The organism is Paraburkholderia antibiotica (assembly GCF_012927125.1).
GTDB lineage: Bacteria > Pseudomonadota > Gammaproteobacteria > Burkholderiales > Burkholderiaceae > Paraburkholderia > Paraburkholderia antibiotica.
Genome location: NZ_JABBFZ010000006.1, coordinates 230,631 through 248,541 on the forward strand (window position 1 = coordinate 230,631; position 17,911 = coordinate 248,541).

21 protein-coding genes and 1 pseudogene are annotated in these 17,911 nt (G+C 65.6%); 10 read left to right on the forward strand and 12 right to left on the reverse strand.

Annotation, left to right across the window (positions count from 1 at the left end; genetic code table 11):
* Positions 1-19 precede the first annotated feature (19 nt).
* The 3 genes from aliB to badH form a co-directional block, all read right to left on the reverse strand.
* Positions 20-1,171 (reverse strand): cyclohexanecarboxyl-CoA dehydrogenase, encoded by a 1,152-nt coding sequence (aliB, locus tag HHL14_RS13610; protein ID WP_169498120.1) that lies wholly within the window; start codon positions 1,169-1,171, stop codon positions 20-22.
* A 63-nt stretch (positions 1,172-1,234) separates the two neighbouring features.
* Entirely contained in the window at positions 1,235-2,017 is a 783-nt protein-coding gene (badI, locus tag HHL14_RS13615; RefSeq protein ID WP_169498121.1) for a 2-ketocyclohexanecarboxyl-CoA hydrolase, read from the reverse strand.
* A gap of 70 nt (positions 2,018-2,087) precedes the next feature.
* Positions 2,088-2,855 carry a 2-hydroxycyclohexanecarboxyl-CoA dehydrogenase gene (badH, locus tag HHL14_RS13620; protein ID WP_169498122.1) on the reverse strand — a complete coding sequence of 256 codons (768 nt, stop codon included), beginning with the start codon at positions 2,853-2,855 and terminating at the stop codon, positions 2,088-2,090.
* A gap of 142 nt (positions 2,856-2,997) precedes the next feature.
* Here badH and HHL14_RS13625 point away from each other — a divergent pair, with 142 nt between their 5' ends.
* Positions 2,998-3,501 carry a MarR family winged helix-turn-helix transcriptional regulator gene (locus HHL14_RS13625; protein ID WP_169498123.1) on the forward strand — a complete coding sequence of 168 codons (504 nt, stop codon included), beginning with the start codon at positions 2,998-3,000 and terminating at the stop codon, positions 3,499-3,501.
* Positions 3,502-3,772: 271 nt separating this feature from the next.
* On the opposite strand, the gene HHL14_RS13630 is transcribed toward HHL14_RS13625, so the two are convergent.
* From HHL14_RS13630 to HHL14_RS13640, 3 genes are all read right to left on the reverse strand, one after another.
* Positions 3,773-4,012, reverse strand: a complete 240-nt coding sequence (locus tag HHL14_RS13630) for a hypothetical protein (RefSeq protein ID WP_169498124.1) — start codon at positions 4,010-4,012, stop codon at positions 3,773-3,775.
* A gap of 282 nt (positions 4,013-4,294) precedes the next feature.
* Positions 4,295-4,570: a DUF1488 family protein gene (locus HHL14_RS13635; RefSeq protein WP_169498125.1), complete on the reverse strand. Its 276-nt coding sequence runs from the start codon at positions 4,568-4,570 to the stop codon at positions 4,295-4,297.
* A 50-nt stretch (positions 4,571-4,620) separates the two neighbouring features.
* On the reverse strand, positions 4,621-4,935 hold the full coding sequence (locus tag HHL14_RS13640; protein WP_169498220.1) for a hypothetical protein: 315 nt from the start codon (positions 4,933-4,935) through the stop codon (positions 4,621-4,623).
* A gap of 453 nt (positions 4,936-5,388) precedes the next feature.
* On the opposite strand from HHL14_RS13640, the gene adhP reads away from it, so the two are divergent.
* A complete protein-coding gene (adhP, locus tag HHL14_RS13645; RefSeq protein ID WP_169498126.1) occupies positions 5,389-6,414 on the forward strand; it encodes an alcohol dehydrogenase AdhP in 1,026 nt (341 codons plus the stop codon).
* Positions 6,415-6,497: 83 nt separating this feature from the next.
* On the opposite strand, the gene HHL14_RS13650 is transcribed toward adhP, so the two are convergent.
* The 3 genes from HHL14_RS13650 to HHL14_RS33215 all read right to left on the reverse strand — a co-directional run bounded on the left by HHL14_RS13650 (position 6,498) and on the right by HHL14_RS33215 (position 8,928).
* Entirely contained in the window at positions 6,498-7,538 is a 1,041-nt protein-coding gene (locus tag HHL14_RS13650) for a zinc-dependent alcohol dehydrogenase family protein (RefSeq protein ID WP_169498127.1), read from the reverse strand.
* A 138-nt stretch (positions 7,539-7,676) separates the two neighbouring features.
* Positions 7,677-8,423, reverse strand: a complete 747-nt coding sequence (locus HHL14_RS13655; protein WP_169498128.1) for a beta-ketoacyl-ACP reductase — start codon at positions 8,421-8,423, stop codon at positions 7,677-7,679.
* A 64-nt stretch (positions 8,424-8,487) separates the two neighbouring features.
* On the reverse strand, positions 8,488-8,928 hold the full coding sequence (locus tag HHL14_RS33215; protein WP_230413026.1) for a hypothetical protein: 441 nt from the start codon (positions 8,926-8,928) through the stop codon (positions 8,488-8,490).
* Between the two features lie 187 nt (positions 8,929-9,115).
* Between HHL14_RS33215 and HHL14_RS13665 the strand changes: the two genes are divergently transcribed.
* Positions 9,116-9,955, forward strand: coding sequence for a universal stress protein (locus HHL14_RS13665; RefSeq protein WP_169498129.1), 840 nt, complete (start codon positions 9,116-9,118; stop codon positions 9,953-9,955).
* Positions 9,956-10,049: 94 nt separating this feature from the next.
* On the opposite strand, the gene HHL14_RS13670 is transcribed toward HHL14_RS13665, so the two are convergent.
* Positions 10,050-10,511 (reverse strand): universal stress protein, encoded by a 462-nt coding sequence (locus HHL14_RS13670; RefSeq protein ID WP_169498130.1) that lies wholly within the window; start codon positions 10,509-10,511, stop codon positions 10,050-10,052.
* 365 nt (positions 10,512-10,876) lie between these two features.
* On the opposite strand from HHL14_RS13670, the pseudogene HHL14_RS13675 reads away from it, so the two are divergent.
* The 4 genes and pseudogenes from HHL14_RS13675 to HHL14_RS13690 form a co-directional block, all read left to right on the forward strand.
* A pseudogene (locus HHL14_RS13675) lies at positions 10,877-12,097 on the forward strand (PAS domain-containing sensor histidine kinase); the annotation flags it as partial.
* Positions 12,094-12,741 (forward strand): response regulator, encoded by a 648-nt coding sequence (locus HHL14_RS13680; RefSeq protein ID WP_169498132.1) that lies wholly within the window; start codon positions 12,094-12,096, stop codon positions 12,739-12,741. The pseudogene HHL14_RS13675 and the gene HHL14_RS13680, both read left to right, overlap by 4 nt.
* Before the next feature lie 284 nt (positions 12,742-13,025).
* Entirely contained in the window at positions 13,026-13,823 is a 798-nt protein-coding gene (gene fnr / locus HHL14_RS13685; protein WP_407945284.1) for a fumarate/nitrate reduction transcriptional regulator Fnr, read from the forward strand.
* Positions 13,824-14,254: 431 nt separating this feature from the next.
* The gene (locus HHL14_RS13690; RefSeq protein WP_169498133.1) at positions 14,255-15,355 is read left to right on the forward strand and encodes a PAS domain-containing sensor histidine kinase; all 1,101 of its coding nucleotides are present in this window, start codon (positions 14,255-14,257) and stop codon (positions 15,353-15,355) included.
* Between the two features lie 92 nt (positions 15,356-15,447).
* Here the strand turns inward: HHL14_RS13690 and HHL14_RS13695 are convergent, their stop codons facing one another.
* Complete coding sequence (locus HHL14_RS13695) at positions 15,448-15,918, reverse strand: universal stress protein (RefSeq protein WP_169498134.1); 471 nt, start codon at positions 15,916-15,918, stop codon at positions 15,448-15,450.
* Between the two features lie 168 nt (positions 15,919-16,086).
* A complete protein-coding gene (locus HHL14_RS13700) occupies positions 16,087-16,332 on the reverse strand; it encodes a hypothetical protein (protein WP_169497936.1) in 246 nt (81 codons plus the stop codon).
* A gap of 200 nt (positions 16,333-16,532) precedes the next feature.
* Here HHL14_RS13700 and HHL14_RS13705 point away from each other — a divergent pair, with 200 nt between their 5' ends.
* The 3 genes from HHL14_RS13705 (at position 16,533) to HHL14_RS13715 (ending at position 17,851) form a co-directional block, all read left to right on the forward strand.
* On the forward strand, positions 16,533-16,868 hold the full coding sequence (locus HHL14_RS13705; RefSeq protein WP_169498135.1) for a c-type cytochrome: 336 nt from the start codon (positions 16,533-16,535) through the stop codon (positions 16,866-16,868).
* Positions 16,869-16,940: 72 nt separating this feature from the next.
* Positions 16,941-17,315, forward strand: a complete 375-nt coding sequence (locus tag HHL14_RS13710; RefSeq protein WP_169498136.1) for a DUF3564 domain-containing protein — start codon at positions 16,941-16,943, stop codon at positions 17,313-17,315.
* A 47-nt stretch (positions 17,316-17,362) separates the two neighbouring features.
* Positions 17,363-17,851, forward strand: a complete 489-nt coding sequence (locus HHL14_RS13715; protein ID WP_230413027.1) for a hypothetical protein — start codon at positions 17,363-17,365, stop codon at positions 17,849-17,851.
* Positions 17,852-17,911: the final 60 nt, after the last annotated feature.

A 17,911-nucleotide genomic window follows, 5' to 3' on the forward strand; every position in this document is an offset into this window, starting at 1 on the left:
CGGTACGTGCATCGCCGGATCAGGCCGGCACCGCGTCGCGCCCCGCCTGGGTTCGCGCGATGATGGTCTTCATGATCTGCGCGGTGCCGTCGCCGATCTGGAAGCCGAGCACGTCGCGCAAACGCTGCTCCATCGGTCCGCGATCGTAGCCGCCATGTCCGAACGACAGCAGACACTGATGAATCACGTCGTAGGAGAGCTTCGGCCCCCACCACTTGCACATCGCCGCCTCGGCGGTATGCGGCAGCTGGCGATCTTTCAGCCACAGCGTTTGCAGGCACAGCAGCCGCGCTGCCTCGACCAGGGTCTCGTACTCGGCGAGCGGATGCGACACGCCCTGAAACGCCGACAGCGGTTTGCCGAACGCTTCGCGCTGCGCGACGTATTCCCAGGTTTCCTCGAGACTCGCCTTTGCGACCGCCAGCACCTGCAGACCGATCAGCGCGCGCGAAAAATCGAAGCCCTGCATCACCTGGACGAAACCTTTGCCTTCGTCGCCGAGGCGATGATCGACCGGCACCCGGACGTTCTCGAAGAAGATCGAGCCGCGGCCGATCGCGCGCTGGCCATGGCAATCGAAGCGGTTACGCGTGATGCCCGGCAGGTCCATCGGCACCAGCAGCGCCGACACACCGCGCGCGCCTTCGTCGACCGAACCGCTGCGCGCGAACACGACGGCGGCATCGGCCTGATCGGCGGCGGAGATCGACGTCTTCTCGCCGTTCAGCACGTATTCGTCACCGACGCGTTCCATCTTCAGCCGCAGGTTGGCCGCGTCGGAGCCGCCGCGCGGTTCGGTCAGCGCAATCGCGAGCAGCGCATCGCCCTGAACCAGCCGTTCGAGCCAGGGCCTCGCGATCTCGGGCCGTGCATGCTGCGCGAGAATCTGCCCATTGAGCGACGCGAGCAGATTGATATACGACAGGCTCAGGTCGGCCCGCGCGATCTCCTCGTGAATCACGCCGGCGGCAAGGCAACCCAGACCCTGGCCGCCGTACGCCTCAGGCAGTTCGGGCGCGATGAAACCCATGCGGCCCATCTCGCGCATGATGTCGCGATCGAGCACGCGCGTGCGGTCTCGTTCGAGAAAGCCCGGCGCGACCACTTCCCGCGCGAAACGCCGGGCATGCTCGCCCAGCGCCATCAAGTCTTCGTCGAGGTACGGATTCAAGTTGTGTCTCCTGACACGGGCAGGCGCGGACGATGCGCCGGCTCGTCGCGGTTAGCGGGCGTGCTAGCGGGCGTACTTGCGGAAGTCGGGCTTGCGCTTTTCCTGAAACGCTTTCACGCCCTCCTGCGATTCCTCGGTGTCGTAGTAAAGCTTCAGCGCGTACATGCCCATGCCCGCGATCCCCGCCTGATGCGCGGTGTCCATGTTGAACGAGCGCTTCGCAATGGCGAGCGCGGTCGGGCTCTTCTCCATGATCTCGTCGCACCACTTCTGCACTTCGGCATCGAGCTGCTCGTGCGGCACGACCGCATTGACGAGGCCCATCGCCAAAGCCTCGGCGGCCGGATAACGGCGGCACAGATACCAGATTTCGCGAGCCTTCTTCTCGCCGACCACGCGCGCGAGAAACGCGGTGCCGAAGCCCGGATCGACCGAGCCGACTTTGGGGCCGACCTGACCGAACACGGCTTTCTCCGACGCGATCGTGAAATCGCAGATCGTGCACAGCACGTTGCCGCCGCCGATCGCGTAGCCCTGCACGCGCGCGATCACCGGCTTCGGCACGTCGCGGATCGCGTTGTGCAGCTCTTCCATCGGCAGACCGATCGTGCCGCGCCCGTCGTATTGACCTTCGTGCGCGGACTGATCGCCGCCGGTACAGAACGCGCGCTCGCCGGCGCCGGCGAGCACGATCACGCCGATCTCGCGCGCATAGCCGGCACGCGTGATCGCGTGGATCAGCTCGTCGCAGGTCTGGCCGCGAAACGCGTTCATTTTGTCGGGGCGGTTGATCGTGATCCACGCCGCGCCGTTGCGGACTTCGTACAGGATGTCTTCGTAGTTCATATCGGTTCCTTGCAATGATTGCGTGCGATTTGGCGGAGGCTCGGCTCGAGTCCGGTCGAGCCCAGTCGACTCAGCCGGCCATCGTCAGCCCGCCCGACACGCTCAGCACCTGGCCGGTGATGAAGCCCGCGTCGTCACTGGCGAAGAATGTGATGGCGCCGGGCAGATCGCCGGGCTGGCCGATGCGGCCGAGCGGGATCGAACGTTGAAACGCTTCCAGCAGCTTGTCGGGGTTGCCCGCGCCTTCCTTGTAGTCGGCGAACAGCGCCGTATCGGTCGGGCCCGGACATACGACGTTGACCGTGATGCCATGCCGCGCATGCTCGCGCGCGATGGTCTTCGAGAACGACACCAGCCCGCCCTTGCAGGCCGCGTAGACGGCCTCGCCGGACGAACCGACCCGCGCGGCGTCGGACGCGATATTGACGATGCGCCCGCTCTTACGCGCGACCATGCCCGGCAGCACCGCGTGATGCAGATGCAGCGCGCCGATCAGATTGATCGCGATCAGCTTGTCCCATTGCGCGGGCTCGGTTTTCACGAACGGACGGAACACGTCCCAACCGGCGTTGTTGACCAGCACGTCGATCGTGCCGAGACGGGCCTCCGTTGCGGCGATGGCCGCATCGACTTCGATACGGCTCGTGATGTCGCATTGCAGCGCCTCGGCGACGCCGTCCGCCGCGCGGATTTCATCGCGCACCTGCTCGGCGGCCGCGAGCGACCGATCGAGGATCGCCACGCGCGCGCCTTCCGCGGCAAAGCGGCGGCACGTCGCCCCGCCGATGCCGCCTCCGCCGCCTGTCACGACGACCGTCTTGCCTGCGAACTTTGCCATGCTGTGTCTCCGTTGAACGTCGGGGTACCATTGAGCTCGAAAAGAGCGGGTAAAAGCAAATTACGTCAATATATTGACGTATACTAGGACCTAGTACCGCGCCAGACAAGCACCGATCATTCAGGGAAAACCCTCAAATAACATGAAGAAAAATGCGGATTCAGCGAAACTCGACCTCGCCAACCGGCTGTTCTTCCGCCTGTATCAATGCAGCAATATGTTGCATAAAACTGGCACGCGGGCGGTGGAAGAGGAAGGTCTGACCACGCAGCAGTGGGCCGTGCTCGGCGCGTTGTCGCGCGAGGAATCGGCGCACGGCATGAGCGTCGGCGATCTGGCGCGCTACCTGATGGTGAGTCGGCAGAATCTGTCGGGCCTGATCAGCCGGATGGAACGCGACGGCCATCTGACCACCGTCGCCGACGAACGCGACCGCCGCTCGCGCCTCGTGCGGATGAGCGAATCGGGGCGGCAGTTGTGGGCACACGACGCGATCCCGAAGATCAACGCGTATTACGCGGACGTGCTGACCGATTTCTCGGTCGACGACATCACGCATGCGCTGCACTATCTGCTGAAGCTGCTGGACAGCATGAAGCGGATCGATGAAGCATCGCGCGGCGGCAACGAGGCGGCGGAGGATTGACGAGCGACGTCGGATAAGCCGTGCCGCGAGACAGCCAGATATCGCGCGGTATAAATCGAATTACACAACGGGATTTGCAACGTTATTTCGCAGCGTCATGCCGCATGGTTGTCGAGCTATGCCGGATCGGCGTTCACATGAAAATACTGCGTGCACACTTTGATCAAGCTCAAAACAATGCGGTCTTAACCGCTCAGACTATCCCGCATCACAAGATCTTCTGACGGCTTGCAGGCCGCTCCGTCGAGCCGTCCGTCTCTATTCGCACGGCTCAGACGTCGATGGTCCGCGTCGTCTTCAGCGCGATCCACGTCATGCCTTCGCGCAAGCCTTCGAGCACCGCTTCGCGCTCCGAGTCGAAGATCCTCGCGTGAGGGAACGTGTGTTCGAACTCGCCATTCGGCGACGCATGGGTGACATGGATCGTCGACAGGTATCCGCCGCCTTGTGCCGCGTCCGTGTGCACGGCGACGGACCAGGTTCCCTGCCGCACGTTTGCGGAAAGCACCATCGTAGACTCCTTGTCGGTTAGCAGCCGCGTTGGCCGCGTATCGCTCGCCGCTGCGAGCGTCGGCCACGGCACGCACGCCGCGAGCCCCTGACACAACATCGCAACATCGCACGCGCGAGCGCCTTCCGGGCGCTGTGTTCAGCGTAGTCGGGCGCGACGTCGTTTCGTTGATCCACGTCAAGCACGGTGGCGTGCCCGGCCGGGTCGTCGGTCATGGCGCGTCGGCCATCTTTCGCAGACGCCCGGAGCGGACGATTCACGCGCCGCCGGCAAACGGGTCAATCAGGTGCAGAACCGGAAGAACCCGCTGTGCAGCAGGATGGGCTTCGCGCCGACCTCCATGAGCAAACGCTGGGCCGCCAGCTCGATCTGGGCGCGATGCTCGACGAACGCGTCGACCAGATCGTCCTCGCGTAGCGAACGCGCGCCGAAATGATCCTCCAGCGCTTCAGCGGTGATCGCGCACTGCACCGGACGCTCGTCGACGAGCGCCGGAAATGCCAGCACCAGATCGCGCGCGCAATATTCGGGCAAGCTGGCGGGAAACGAAATAGGCATGGCCCCCCCTTCGGGTGGTGCGCGGGACGCGAACCGGTCAATACATACGGTCAATGCATACGCGCTCGCGCCGCCGTCGCATCGAGTTCCTTTTCGGCCAGGTCGAACGCCCAGCGAATGGCCGCCTCGGCGTTGTCGCCCGCGCAATGAGCGATGGGCCTGAGTTCGTGCGCGGCGGTAATCAGATCGAGCCGCACGTCGTAGAGGGTGTAGGCGGAACCCGGCCGCAGCGCCTCGATGGCCAGATGACAGTTCGATACCAGCGCACCGAAGCGCGCAAGACGCACCAGTTGCGCGCCCGCCTCCGCCTCGAGCTGCGCCGCGCCCGCGAAGCCGAGATAGACAATCTGCATGCCGATGCCCATCTTGCCCTCCCGCTCCGGACCCTGGCCAGGCACTTTGCCGCGCCGTCCGCAACGAGCGCCGCGTGCCACAGGCTTATCGTGTGCCTGCCTGAGCAGCGCTCATTGACCTGGGTCAAGTGCGACGCAAGGCGGCGGCTACGATCGCTTGTCCGCGCGGCGCAAACGTTACGACGCAGCGACACGGCGCTACAATGCATCGCGTCACCGCTTGCCTCTGAACCTCGCGGACGCCGTCCGTCCGCAGCGGGACAAGCCGACGCTCACGGTGCCCGACGGAACGCCTGTCCATCGTCCTCTCGCACCGGCTTCGGCGTGTTACGCGGTTCGCTGCGTGTTCGGCCGTATCGGTTCGCGCCGCGCGCTCGCGCGAGTTGCGTGTGCTTCGCCCGACCTGCGTCGCCCGTGGGTCGCCAGGCGCGCGCAGACTGGACAGGTTCATTCGAGGAGCGTCATATGACCCGTCACATGAAAGCCGCCGTCGTTCACCAGTTCGGCGCGCCGTTGCGCATCGAGGAAGTGCCGGTCCCGGAGGTCGGGCCCGGACAGATTCTCGTCAACATCAAGGCCTCGGGCGTTTGCCACACCGATCTGCACGCGGCCGACGGCGACTGGCCCGTCAAGCCATCGCTGCCTTTCATCCCGGGACACGAAGGCGTCGGCTTCGTCGCGGCGGTCGGCAGCGGCGTGACGGCGGTCAAGGAAGGCGACCGCGTCGGCGTGCCATGGCTCTACACCACCTGCGGCCACTGCGAGCATTGCCTGAGCGGCTGGGAAACGCTCTGTCACGAGCAGAAGAACACCGGCTATTCGGTCAACGGCGGCTACGCGGAATACGTGCTGGCCGACCCGAACTACGTCGGCCATCTGCCGGACAGCGTCGCCTTCGACGAAATCGCGCCGATCCTCTGCGCCGGCGTGACGGTCTATAAGGGCATCCGCGTAACCGACACGCGGCCCGGCCAGTGGATCGCGATCTCGGGCATCGGCGGACTCGGTCATGTGGCGGTGCAGTATGCGATCGCGATGGGCCTGCACGTGGTCGCCGTCGACGTCGCCAACGACAAGCTCGAACTCGCGCGCAAGCTCGGCGCGAAGCTCGCGATCAACGCGAAAACCGAAGACCCGGCGGCCGTGATCCAGAAGGAAATCGGCGGCGCGCACGGCGTGCTGGTGACGGCCGTGTCGCGCAGCGCGTTCGCGCAGGCGCTCGGCATGTTGCGCCGCGGCGGCACGGTGTCGCTGGTGGGACTGCCGCCCGGCGACTTCCCGTTGCCGATCTTCTCGACCGTGCTCAACGGCATTACGGTGCGCGGCTCGATCGTCGGCACGCGGCGCGATCTGCAGGAATCGCTCGATTTCGCCGCCGACGGCAGCGTGCGCGCGCATATCCACCGCGATAAGCTGGAGAACATCAACACAGTGTTCGGCGCGTTGCGCGAGGGCACGGTGGATGGGCGCATCGTGGTCGAGATGGACTGAGCCGACGAGCGAGCGGCTATGCATCGCGTCGGCGACACCGCCGACGCTATCTCCAACTGCAATGCGGTCCCACCGCCCAACGACTACGACGCCTCGATCAACACCTTGAGCGCATGCGTATCGGCCGCGCCGGCAAACGTTTCGTAAGCCGAAAGAATCTCGTTCAATCCGAACCGATGCGTGATCAGGCGCGCGGGATCGAGCCGCCCCGCCTTCACCGTCTTCATCAGCATCGGCGTGCTGACGGTGTCGACCAGACGCGTGGTAATCGCGATGTTGCGGTCCCACAGCTGTTCCAGGTGCAGATCGCACTTGACCCCATGTACGCCGACGTTCGCGATCGTGCCGCCCGGCGCGACCAGCGCCTGACACAATTCGAACGTCGCCGGAATGCCGACCGCCTCGATCACGCAATCGGCGCCGACCGATTCCGTCAGCTTCCGCACCTCGGCGAACGCGTCGGCATGCGCGTTGTCGATACACGCGGTCGCGCCGAAGCGACGCGCGACCTCGAGCCGGTTCGCATCCGGATCGATCATGATGATCTGCGCCGGCGAATAGAACTGCGCGGTCAGCAGCGACGCGAGCCCGATCGGCCCCGCACCGACGATCGCCACCGTGCTGCCCGGCTGCACGCGGCCGTTGAGCACGCCGCATTCGAAGCCGGTCGGCAGAATGTCGGACAGCATCACCAGCGCCTCTTCGTCCATGCCGGCCGGGATGCGGTACAGGCTGCTCTGTGCATGCGGAATCCGCACGTACTCGGCCTGGGTGCCGTCGATCCGGTGACCGAGAATCCAGCCGCCCGTGGTGCAATGCGAATACATGCCGCGCCGGCAATAGTCGCAGCGACCGCACGACGAAATGCACGAGATCAGCACGTGATCGCCCGGTTCGAGCCCGGCCACCGCATCGCCGACACGATGCACGACGCCGACGCCTTCGTGACCCAGGATGCGCCCCGGCTCGCAGGTCGGCACGTCGCCTTTGAGAATATGCAGATCGGTCCCGCAGATCGTCGTGCGCGTTACTTTCACGATCGCGTCCGTGGACGCCGCGAGTTCGGGCATCGGCCGCTCGTCGAGCGACTTCTTGCCGGGGCCGTGGTAAACGAGTGCTTTCATGGTGGGGATCTCCCGTGGCAGGAATGCTGCGTCGTGTGTCGAGCGGCGTGCGTCATAGGTCGCGCATCGCGGCGTGAGCTCGTGGCGTTATGACGTCAAGGCGGTCGAGGCATGGAGGCGTGGAGGCATGGAGGCGGCTCAATGCATATGCATGCCGCCATTGATAGCAATGTCCGCGCCGGTGATAAAAGCCGCGGCGTCTGAGCAGAGGAAAGCAATCAGCGCCGCGACCTCGTCCGGACGCCCGAGCCGGCCGACCGGAATCTGCGGCAGGATCTTCGTGTCGAGAATCTCGCGCGGCACCGCTTCGACCATCGCGGTCGCCAGATAGCCGGGCGACACCGTGTTCACCGTCACACCGTGCTTCGCGGTTTCGAGCGCGAGCGCCTTGGTGAACCCATGCAGGCCCGACTTCGCCGCCGAATAATTGCTCTGTCCGTAAGCGCCGCGCGCGCCGTTGACCGAGCCGACATTGACGATGCGGCCGTGACGGCGTTCGAGCATGCCGCGCAGGAACGGCTTGGTCATGTTGAACAGGCTGTCGAGATTGGTGCGCAACACCGCGTCCCAGTCCTGCTTGCTCATCCGCGCAAAAGTCGTGTCGCGCGTGATGCCCGCGTTGTTCACCAGTACGTCGACCGGGCCCAGTTCGTCGATGAGACGTTGCCCGCAGCGCTCGCACGAATCGAAATCCGCAATGTCGGCTTCGTACGCATAAAAATGACGGCCCGCGTCGCGCTCGGTCTGCAGCCATGTCGCCACGTGGTCGTTGTGCTTCGAATGCGACACCGCGACCGTCATCCCGGTGTCGTGAAGCGCCCGGCTGATTGCCGCGCCCAGGCCGCCCATGCCGCCCGTGACGAATGCCACGCGATCCGTTCCCATCTGAGCTTCTCCTTGTCGTGTCCATCATTGCCGATACGCGCAGCGCCCGAATCGCCGCGCGCCGCTACACGAGGCCCGCGAACGGCAGTGCGTTCTGCGAGGCCCACCACCACGCACCCGGAATGCTCGCGAACGACGCGAGGCCTGGCGCGATGCCGGGTTGAATACCGAATGCCGCCTGCCACGATGCCCACCACGCATACCACGCGGCGAACGACCGGTTGACCGCGTCGAACCAGTCGGCCTCGCGCTGCGCGGCGAAACCGATCGACCGGCTCCAGTTGGCGAAGCTTTGCTCCGCATAGTCGCGAGCCGCGATCTGCGCGCTCTGACAGGCCGCGGCGTAGGCGAGCCAGGCCGGCGGCCAATCGGACATAGCGGCGGGGGCGCCGCGCGGCCGCGACGTGCTTCGCGAAGCGTGCGACGTGCGCGGATGGTGCGGCGTGTGGGAATCGCGCGTCGCGTCGGTTGCGGACGCGGCGTGCGGATCGGCTTCACGAATCATGATCGCTGCCCTCCAGAGCGCGGCATCGACGTGCCGGCAGCACGCGGCCACGCCCATTGCTGGTCCCACTGTACGAGCGCGCGGTCGCCGTCGCTTGACCTGCATCAAAAGTCACGGCCTCCCGGCTCATAGACTCCATCTGACCGCGGGCCTTCGCCCGTTCCCGTTGCCGTCACGGAGCCCGTCGATGAGCTACAAAAGCATTCTCGTCCACCTCGATACGAGCGTTCGCGCGCATGCGCGTCTGGAAATGGCGTTGCAGCTTGCGCACCGGTTTCACGCGACGCTGACCGGCCTGTTTTCCACCTACGTGCCGCCGCGTCACGCGTTCGTCGTGATGTCCGGTACCGCCGGGTACTACGCGGAGCACGAGCGCCAGCGCCACGAGCGGGCCGGTGCGCTGGAGCGGCTGTTTCATGCGGAACTTTCCCGTGCGAACGTCGACGGCCGCTGGCTCGCCGTGGACGGCTACGCAAACGATGTCGTGCCGCCGTACGCCCGTCTCGCCGATCTGATCGTGCTCGGACAAACGGACCCGAACGACGCCGAAGCCTTCGTCGCCGAGCAGTTCGTCGAGCACCTCGTGCTGTCGGCGGGACGGCCGGTGCTGCTGGTGCCGTCGGCGGGCAGCTTCGCGCCGCCGGGGCAACACGTGCTGGTCGCCTGGGACGGCAGCCGCGAAGCCACGCGCGCGATCCACGATGCGCTGCCGTTCCTCGCGCACGCGTCGAAAGTCACGCTGCTGGCGGTCCATTCGCCCAGCGACGCGGCGCCGCGCGAGCGGATTGCCGGCGCCGACATCGCGCCGACGCTGGCCCGTCACGGCATCCGGCTCGACGTGCGCGAGTCGAGCGTCGGCCACGACACGCCGGTGGGCGACGTGCTGCTGTCGCAAGCGACCGACCTGGGCTGCGACCTGATCGTGATGGGCGCGTACGCGCATTCGCGTCTGCGCGAAATCGTGCTGGGCGGCGCGACGCGCACGCTGCTGCAATCGATGACGGTGCCGGTGCTGATGGCGCACTGAGCCGCCGCCGTATGCGACGCTAACCACCGAAGCGCGCGACACGGCACGCGTGCCGACGCGTCAGGCGCGGCGCTTCCGGGCGCCGCGAGAATATTCAGGGCCGCACGTGCCGGGAAGAATCATGCCGCACTATCAGCACAGGCTTTTGCGTCGACCGCACGAGCAATTCCGCGACGCTGCCGAGCAGAAAGCGCTGCACGCCGCGTCGGCCGTGCGTGCCGATCACGATCAGATCGGCCTCGGTTTCGTCGGCGAGGCGCGCAAGCACGGCCGACACGTTTTCGCCGTACGCATCGACGACCCGCACGGCGCCGCGCACCTGCGCTTCGCGTATCAGCGTCTGCGCCGAGTCGAGCGCACTGTCGGCGGCATTTTGCGGCGCGCCCGTCGCTTCGGGGTCGAAGCCCGTATTGCGAGCCTCCGGCCACTTGCCGCGCTCGACCACGCAGCAGACGTCGAGTGTCGCGCCCGTCAGCTTCGCGAGCCTGAGCGCTTCGGCCAGCGCGCGCTGCGCGCTCGGGCTGTCGTCGAGCGCAACCATAATCCGTTCGTACATGATGGCCTCCCGCCGAATGCGACCGCGTGGCCCGAAAGGGGCGACGTCGCGCATCGGTTACGACAGTGTGTGGGGTGCGCCGGCACCCGGGTTGACTCAGGTCAAGCGGCCGTCTGCGCGGGGGCGGGTGGCAACGACACCGCATGCGCGCACAATAGCCACGCGGCCGTACCGGCCCGGCACGCTCCCGGTTTCGATGCAGCTCCCGCGACTCAGGACGAAAAATGGAACCCATGCTCGCTCCCCGTCATGCCGCCGGCCCGCCCCGAGACGCGCGCAGATCGTCGCTGGGCACGCCGGCGGCGTTGGGCGTCCTGACGTATGCGCTGGCGGCGGCGCTCACGCTCGTGCTCGCGCGCAGCGTCGCCAACCGAAGCGCCGCGATCGTCACCGTCGCCGCCGGCATGACGGTTGCCGCGCTGCTGGCCACGCTCATCTGGCTCGTCACGGCCTCGCGCGCGCTGGCCGCGTTGTCGCACAATGCGGCGCGCCACGACGAGGCGCGCATGCTGGGCATCATCCGCGCGTCGATGGAGGCGATCATCACGATCGACGACGCGCAGAACATCGTGTTTTTCAATCCGGCGGCCGAACGCATCTTCGGCGTGACGGCCGCCGAGGCGATCGGCACGCCGCTCGCGCGCTTCATTCCGCTGCGCTTCAGAACCGCGCATGCGGCGCATATCGCGAGTTTCGGCGTCAACGGCGCCGCCGAAGCGCGCATGGACGGCCCGCGCATCCTGCCCGGCCTGCGCGCGAACGGCCAGGAATTCCCGCTCGAAGCGTCGATTTCGCAGATCGAGGAAGACGCCGGCAAACTGTACACGGTGATGCTGCGCGACGTCACCGAACGGGTCGACGCGGAAAACGCGCTGAAGCGCTCGCGCGAGGAATTGCGCGAGTTGTCGGCGAATCTGCAGAACGTGCGCGAAGAGGAGAAGCAGCGCATCGCGCGCGAGTTGCACGACGATCTCGGCCAACAGCTGGCAGCGCTGAAAATGGACCTGGCGACGCTCGAGCAGACGCTGTTCGAGGTCGACGAAGCAGACGTCGTCGACCTCGACATCGCGAATCAGCTGCACGGCATGCGGCGCGTGATCGACACCGCGGTCGCTTCGCTGCGCCGCATCGCCGCCGATCTGCGACCGGTCATGCTCGACGATCTCGGCCTCGTCGCCGCGATCGAATGGCTCGCCAGCGACTTCACGAACCGCTACGGCATCGACGTTGTGCGCCGCATCGATCCACCCGGCGCGAGCTATTCGCAGCAAGGCGCGACCGCGCTGTTTCGCATCGTTCAGGAAGCGCTGAACAACGTCGCGCGTCACGCCGAGGCGAGCACCGTCGAGCTGACACTGCATGCAAACAGCACTCACTGCCTGCTGCGCATAGCGGATAATGGCTGCGGAGCCCCACCTCAGCCGGCACTCAATAGCCACGAAAAAGCGTTCGGCCTGATCGGTGTGCGCGAGCGCGCGCACATGCTCGGCGGCTCGGTCCAGATCGATACCGCGCAAAGCGCGGGCTTCGCGATCACGGTTACGTTTCCCCTGCAGTCGATGCGACAGGAACAGATCGATCCATGATCAAGGTCTTGCTGGCCGACGACCACACGCTCGTGCGCGACGGGCTGCGCCATATCCTGCAGAAAGCCAGCGACTTCGACGTCGCCGGCGAAGCGTCCGACAGCGCGACGACGATCGCGCTGATCCGCGCGACGGACGCGCACGTGCTCGTGCTCGATCTGTCGATGCCGGGTCGCAACGGCATCGAACTCATCAAGCAGATCAAGGACGAAAAGCCGGCGCTGCGAATTCTCGTGCTGACGATGCACGCCGAGCAGCAATACGCGGTGCGCGCTTTCAAGGCGGGTGCCTCCGGCTATCTGACCAAGGAAAGCGCGAGCGCGGAACTGGTCGGCGCGGTGACGAAAATCGCCTCGGGCGGCGTCTATGTGAGCCTCGCGATGGCCGAGCGCTTCGCGCAGAATCTGCACGAACCCGCCGATACGCTGCCGCATCAGCGGCTGTCCAATCGCGAATTCGACGTATTCCGGCGCATCGTCGCGGGTCAGAGCATCACCGAAATCGCGCGAGAACTCAGCGTGAGCGTAAAAACGATCAGCACACATAAAACGCGCATCCTCGAAAAAATGCAGATGCCCAACGAGAACGGACTGATCCGCTACGCGATCCGCCACAAGCTGTTCGACGACGAAAACGACCTGTAGCCCTCCTCCGCATGACCTCACTCCGCCCCCGCATGCGGCGACTGCATCGCTGGTCACTAGGAATATTCCTACAACGACTACCTGAACTCCTGGCCGTGCTTAAAGCAGCGCCGATACATTTTTGAGATATGGCTACCGATACTGCTGGCGGTAGACACCGCCACGACAGCCGCCGTCCCGACGGTCGACCTCCTCGACGACGCGACTGACGGGGTGCCTGATGACATACCCGACGACGCGCCTGACGACGAACAGGCAGCGCGCCCCCCTTACCGGAGACAGACATGCAGACCGCAGCCGCCTGTGCCCCCTTACCTGAAGGCCGGCCTCATCCCGCACTATCCGGCATGGGCGTCACGCCGATTCACGCCATTGCGCCCGAGCACGCGACGCACCACGGCACGCCGCGCTGCTCAGCCTGCTCGCTGCGCGCGATCTGCATGCCGCCCGAGCTGACCGCCGACGAATTCGCCCGGCTCGACGCGCTCATCTGCACGACGCGCCCGATCAGGCGCGGCGAAGCGCTGTATCGCACCGGCGACACGTTTCAGAGCATTTACGCGGTGCGCGCCGGCTCGTTCAAGACCGTGGTCATGCATCGCGACGGCCGCGAACACGTGACCGGCTTCCAGATCGCCGGCGACCCGCTCGGCCTCGACGGCATCTGCGCGGGCAAGCAGAACTGCGATGCGATTGCGCTCGAAGATAGCGTCGTGTGCATCATTCCGTTCGCGCAACTGGAGGCGATCTGCCGCGAAATGAAGCCGCTGCAGCACCATATCTATCAGCTGATGAGCGGCGAGATCGTGCGCGAGTCGCGGCAGATGCTGCTGCTCGGCACGATGACGGCCGAACAGCGCGTCGCGACGTTTCTGCTGAATCTGTCGAAGCGTTTCAAGGCGCGCGGCTTCTCGTCCGCCGAATTTCATTTGCGCATGACGCGCGAGGAAATCGGCTGTTTTCTGGGTATGAAGCTCGAAACGGTGAGCCGGATGTTCTCGAAATTCCAGCGCGAGCAGCTCGTGCAAGCGAACGGCAAGATGGTGCGTATCGTCGATCCGGAAGGGCTGGCTCAGGTTTGAGCTCGGGTTTGCGCTGCTGACGTGCTGATTCGAGCCAGGCATTTCACAGCCTGAGTTGCGCATTGAGCTATGTACCGAAGGCGGTCCGCGCACGCATCGTGCGCTGCGCGGGCCACTGATCGATGTCGCTTTCCGGCACGTCAGGGTGCGTCGCGCGAGACCATTGCGCGTCGCGGATTGCATCGCACATTGCGCCCCCCCAATCAACACGCATCAACTGCTGGACTACGTGCACTCGCGCACATAGCCGCGACAATCGCTCCAACCCCTGAAAAATCCCTGTTCTGTACGCTCAGCACCGCGCAGAGCCGATGACACGCCCCCTTCATTCGAATAACGGCTCGCCTCCCATGAGATACCATCAACTCTCACGACATGATATAAATCGTCGAACTGCGGTAAGCAAAGCTGCCGGACCACATGGAGGAGCGATGGGTCTGTCGAGTGACGAATCTTCCCGCTTTACAGATTCAGCGTCGGCCTCGGACATCCCGGTCGCGTACCGCAATTTTCTGCTGATCGAGGCGATGCAGGATTACGCGATCTTCATGCTGGATACCGCCGGCCGCGTGACCAGCTGGAACCCCGGTGCGCAGCGCATCAAAGGCTATGCGCCCGCCGACATCATCGGCCGGCATTTCTCCACGTTCTATACGCCGGAAGACATCGCGGCCGACAAACCCGCCCGCGAACTCGAAATCGCCGCGGCGGAAGGCCGCGTCGAGGACGAAGGCTGGCGCGTGCGGCGCGACGGCTCGCGGTTCTGGGCCAACGTCGTCATTTCCGCGGTGCACGATGCGTCGGGTACGTTGCTCGGTTTCGCCAAAGTCACGCGCGATCTGACCGAGCGCATGCGCCTCGCGGACCTCGAACGTGCGAATGAAGTATCCACCCAGGTGCAAATCGCCCGTGAAAACGAGCAGAAACGCATTGCCCGCGAACTTCACGACGACCTCGGCCAGCGGCTGACCGCACTGAAAATGAGCGTCGTGCTGCTCGAAGCGAAACTGAATGCGCAGCCTTCGTCGGCGCCGCTCGCAGCGCAAATGCACGAACTGCAGACGCAGATCGACTGGATGGCGGTCGCGTTGCGGCGTATCGCGGCCGACCTGCGCCCGCCCGTGCTCGACGACCTCGGGCTCGCCGCCGCGCTGAGCTGGCTCGCCGAAGACTTCACGAAACGCTACGGCGTGCAGGCGAGCGTGCATCTCGAACCGGCCGAACCGGTGTTCGGCGAATTCGCGTCGACGGCGCTATTTCGGATCGTTCAGGAAGCGTTGACCAACGTCGCGCGGCACGCGAACGCGCGGCGCGTGCGCATCGAAATGACGGCCACGGAGCCGACCGTTTCACTCGATATCGAGGATGACGGCACGGGCGTCGAGCTGGAACAGACAGCACAAAAAAATTCGTTCGGGCTGCTAGGCATTCGCGAGCGCGTGCGGCAGTTGCACGGGCAGGTATCGTTCGCCAGTTCGCCGGGACACGGCTTCCGGATGTCGATCCAGCTACCCGCCGACGCGCTCGCGTAACCGCGCTGCGCCGCTCGACCGCGCATCGGCGCGCCGTATAGGCGTGCCATATCGGCGCACCGCAGCGGTTACGCATCCGCCCTACCCAGCCGCTACGCGAGCGTCGTTTCGTCCGTACTCTCTTCGCGCAGCAGCAGCACCGGGCAGTGCGAAAAGCGCAGCACCCGCTCGGCGACGCTGCCCAGCACCAGCCGCCGTACGCCGCGCCGCCCATGCGTGCCCATCACGATCAGATCGGCGTGAATCTGCTCCGCGTGGCGCAGCACGACGCTGGCGATGTCGTCGGACAGGCTCTCTGATTCGATCAGTTCAGGCCGGCACGGCACTTCGTGGGCGACGCAAACCTCCTGCGCTTCGTCGAGCACCGCGTGGCCGCCCTTGCGCAGCGCATCGACGAGCGTGAGCGGATCGTAGTAGCCGGCATACGAAAACAGCGGCGTCTTGTCGACCACAAAAACCGGATGCACGACGCTTTTCGTCAACGCGGCGAGTTTCGCCGCTTCGAGCAGCGCGCGTTTCGACGAGCCGCTGCCGTCGAGCGCAACGAGGATGTGCTGGTACATGACGGTTCTCCGCTGAGTGGGATCAGGTTGGGCCATTCGACGCGCCGTGCGATGCGCATGCGCGGCCATCTAAACGCGCCGCCCGCAAACGTTGGCGCCGCCGCATCGTGCCGCGTCGCGTATCGACGGCGGCGCACCGACGACGCTTAGGCGCAACTAGCCGCACGCTTACATGATGGCGGCCGACATTCCTGCACGATTGATCTGCATCAACCGCCAACCGATCACGAGCGGATCGTCAGTACCGCCGCGCCGGTCAGGTGGCCGCGCCGCAGTTCGTCGAGCGCGCGATTCGCGTCGCTCAGCGCGTACGGGGTCGTCTCGAAGCAGAATCTGTCCCGGACCGGGCCGCGGGTCCGGCACGTCGCGTTCGTGCAGCGTTGCCGAACTGCCGTCGAACACCATCGCTCGCATTGCGTTCTCCTGTCTCCTGCGTTGCGTACAGCGGACGCGTCATGACGACGCACACCGACGCACGCCAGCGCCTTCCCTCAGCATAGGCGCGACGCGGCATCGGTCAACCCGCACCGCAGGCCGGCTCGCTTGATCGAAGTCAACTGGGCTCGGCGCACCGCCCCTACACTGACCTTACCCTCTACGCGAAAACCTATGCCGTGATTGCGCTCTTCCGACACTGCCTGCTCGCATGCGCCGCGACCGCGCTGACCATCCACGTCGCGTATGGCGAACCCGAGCCGACCGCGCTGGTCGATCAGCAGCACTGCATGTTCTGCCATACCCGCGATGCGCCGTTTCTCGCGCCATCGTTCCAGCAGATCGCCGAGCACTACCGCAACGCCCCGAACGCGCAGACGATGCTCGAACACAAGTTGCGGCTCGGCGGCAAAGCGCATTGGGGCGATACGCCGATGCCGCCCGCGGTCGAACGCGGCGGGCCGCTGTCGGCAGAGGAAGCGCACACGCTCGTGCAATGGGTATTGAGTCAATAGGCAATCGACGCGCCGGTCGCCGCTAATAGCGGTGACGCGAAAAACAAGTTCATCAGGTTCTGGAGAGTTGTCATGCGTCTTACCGTTCATCTCGACACGTTCGATCATGTTCACCCGATGGCCTTCGTCATTCTCTGGCTCGACAGGGACACGCGGCGCTGGTCGCGCGAAGGCCACTTCGGCCTCGATCTGCCCGACTGGGGCCGCTTGCAGATGGACGGCGGCAACACACTCGTGTGCGCGCCGCACAGCATGACGCCGGTATGCGTGCTCGAAGGACTCGATCTGCGTGCAGCCGACGGTCCGTTCGAAGGCGAGGTCGGCAACGTGCAATGGTGTGCGGAACGCGGCCGCCAGCTGATGACCGGACATTGGCGCGTGCAGTGCATCGACACCGAACAGACGGAACCGGAAAACAGCGTGTTCGCGACAGGCGAAGACGCCTGAGGTCTTGCGGCGCGTCGTGTGCCGTCGTCATCGAAGGAGCTATCGCCATGAGTCTCGTCACCAATCTTGACGGCGTGCGGCGCGTGTACGGTCTGTGCTTTGTCCGCCTGCCGTGGGCCTATTTCACGCGGCTGCCGCTCGATCAGCAGTGGGGCGACGGCTGGGAGCGCGCGCCTTACGCACAACACGCCGGCCCGCCCTACGACGACGCCGCGCAGCAGATCCTGACCGTCGCGTTCGACGGCCCGCTGCTGACGCCCGACGCCGGCTACGCTGGCCGCGCGCTCAGCGTCAACGAGATCAATCGCGGCGCGGCGCCGTGGTTGCGTACGCAGGATTTCATCGCCAACGCGCCGGTGCGGATCGCCGCTGGGGTATCGCTGGAACGTTTCGTGGAACTGGTCGAACTGGCGGGTGGCCAGGTGTTTGCACCGCCAGGCTGGGGGGCGTTGCGGCTCGAACCGGTCGACGGCAAGCTGCCCGCGAAAGAGACTCAGGAAGCCGAAGTCGCCGACCACCCCGGCAAACTCTCGTGAGGCGAACGCGTAGGGGACCGCACCGCGCGCTCAGCCTGGCGGCCAACGGCCTGGCATCGC

Bases quoted from the DNA above. Each gene is read 5' to 3' on its own strand.
- badI (WP_169498121.1), bottom strand. From the start codon at position 2,017: ATGAACTACGAAGACATCCTGTACGAAGTCCGCAACGGCGCGGCGTGG.
- badH (WP_169498122.1), bottom strand. From the start codon at position 2,855: ATGGCAAAGTTCGCAGGCAAGACGGTCGTCGTGACAGGCGGCGGAGGC.
- HHL14_RS13625 (WP_169498123.1), top strand. From the start codon at position 2,998: ATGAAGAAAAATGCGGATTCAGCGAAACTCGACCTCGCCAACCGGCTG.
- HHL14_RS13630 (WP_169498124.1), bottom strand. From the start codon at position 4,012: ATGGTGCTTTCCGCAAACGTGCGGCAGGGAACCTGGTCCGTCGCCGTG.
- HHL14_RS13635 (WP_169498125.1), bottom strand. From the start codon at position 4,570: ATGCCTATTTCGTTTCCCGCCAGCTTGCCCGAATATTGCGCGCGCGAT.
- HHL14_RS13640 (WP_169498220.1), bottom strand. From the start codon at position 4,935: ATGGGCATCGGCATGCAGATTGTCTATCTCGGCTTCGCGGGCGCGGCG.
- adhP (WP_169498126.1), top strand. From the start codon at position 5,389: ATGACCCGTCACATGAAAGCCGCCGTCGTTCACCAGTTCGGCGCGCCG.
- HHL14_RS13650 (WP_169498127.1), bottom strand. From the start codon at position 7,538: ATGAAAGCACTCGTTTACCACGGCCCCGGCAAGAAGTCGCTCGACGAG.
- HHL14_RS13655 (WP_169498128.1), bottom strand. From the start codon at position 8,423: ATGGGAACGGATCGCGTGGCATTCGTCACGGGCGGCATGGGCGGCCTG.
- HHL14_RS33215 (WP_230413026.1), bottom strand. From the start codon at position 8,928: ATGATTCGTGAAGCCGATCCGCACGCCGCGTCCGCAACCGACGCGACG.
- HHL14_RS13665 (WP_169498129.1), top strand. From the start codon at position 9,116: ATGAGCTACAAAAGCATTCTCGTCCACCTCGATACGAGCGTTCGCGCG.
- HHL14_RS13670 (WP_169498130.1), bottom strand. From the start codon at position 10,511: ATGTACGAACGGATTATGGTTGCGCTCGACGACAGCCCGAGCGCGCAG.
- HHL14_RS13680 (WP_169498132.1), top strand. From the start codon at position 12,094: ATGATCAAGGTCTTGCTGGCCGACGACCACACGCTCGTGCGCGACGGG.
- fnr (WP_407945284.1), top strand. From the start codon at position 13,026: ATGCAGACCGCAGCCGCCTGTGCCCCCTTACCTGAAGGCCGGCCTCAT.
- HHL14_RS13690 (WP_169498133.1), top strand. From the start codon at position 14,255: ATGGGTCTGTCGAGTGACGAATCTTCCCGCTTTACAGATTCAGCGTCG.
- HHL14_RS13695 (WP_169498134.1), bottom strand. From the start codon at position 15,918: ATGTACCAGCACATCCTCGTTGCGCTCGACGGCAGCGGCTCGTCGAAA.
- HHL14_RS13700 (WP_169497936.1), bottom strand. From the start codon at position 16,332: ATGCGAGCGATGGTGTTCGACGGCAGTTCGGCAACGCTGCACGAACGC.
- HHL14_RS13710 (WP_169498136.1), top strand. From the start codon at position 16,941: ATGCGTCTTACCGTTCATCTCGACACGTTCGATCATGTTCACCCGATG.
- HHL14_RS13715 (WP_230413027.1), top strand. From the start codon at position 17,363: ATGAGTCTCGTCACCAATCTTGACGGCGTGCGGCGCGTGTACGGTCTG.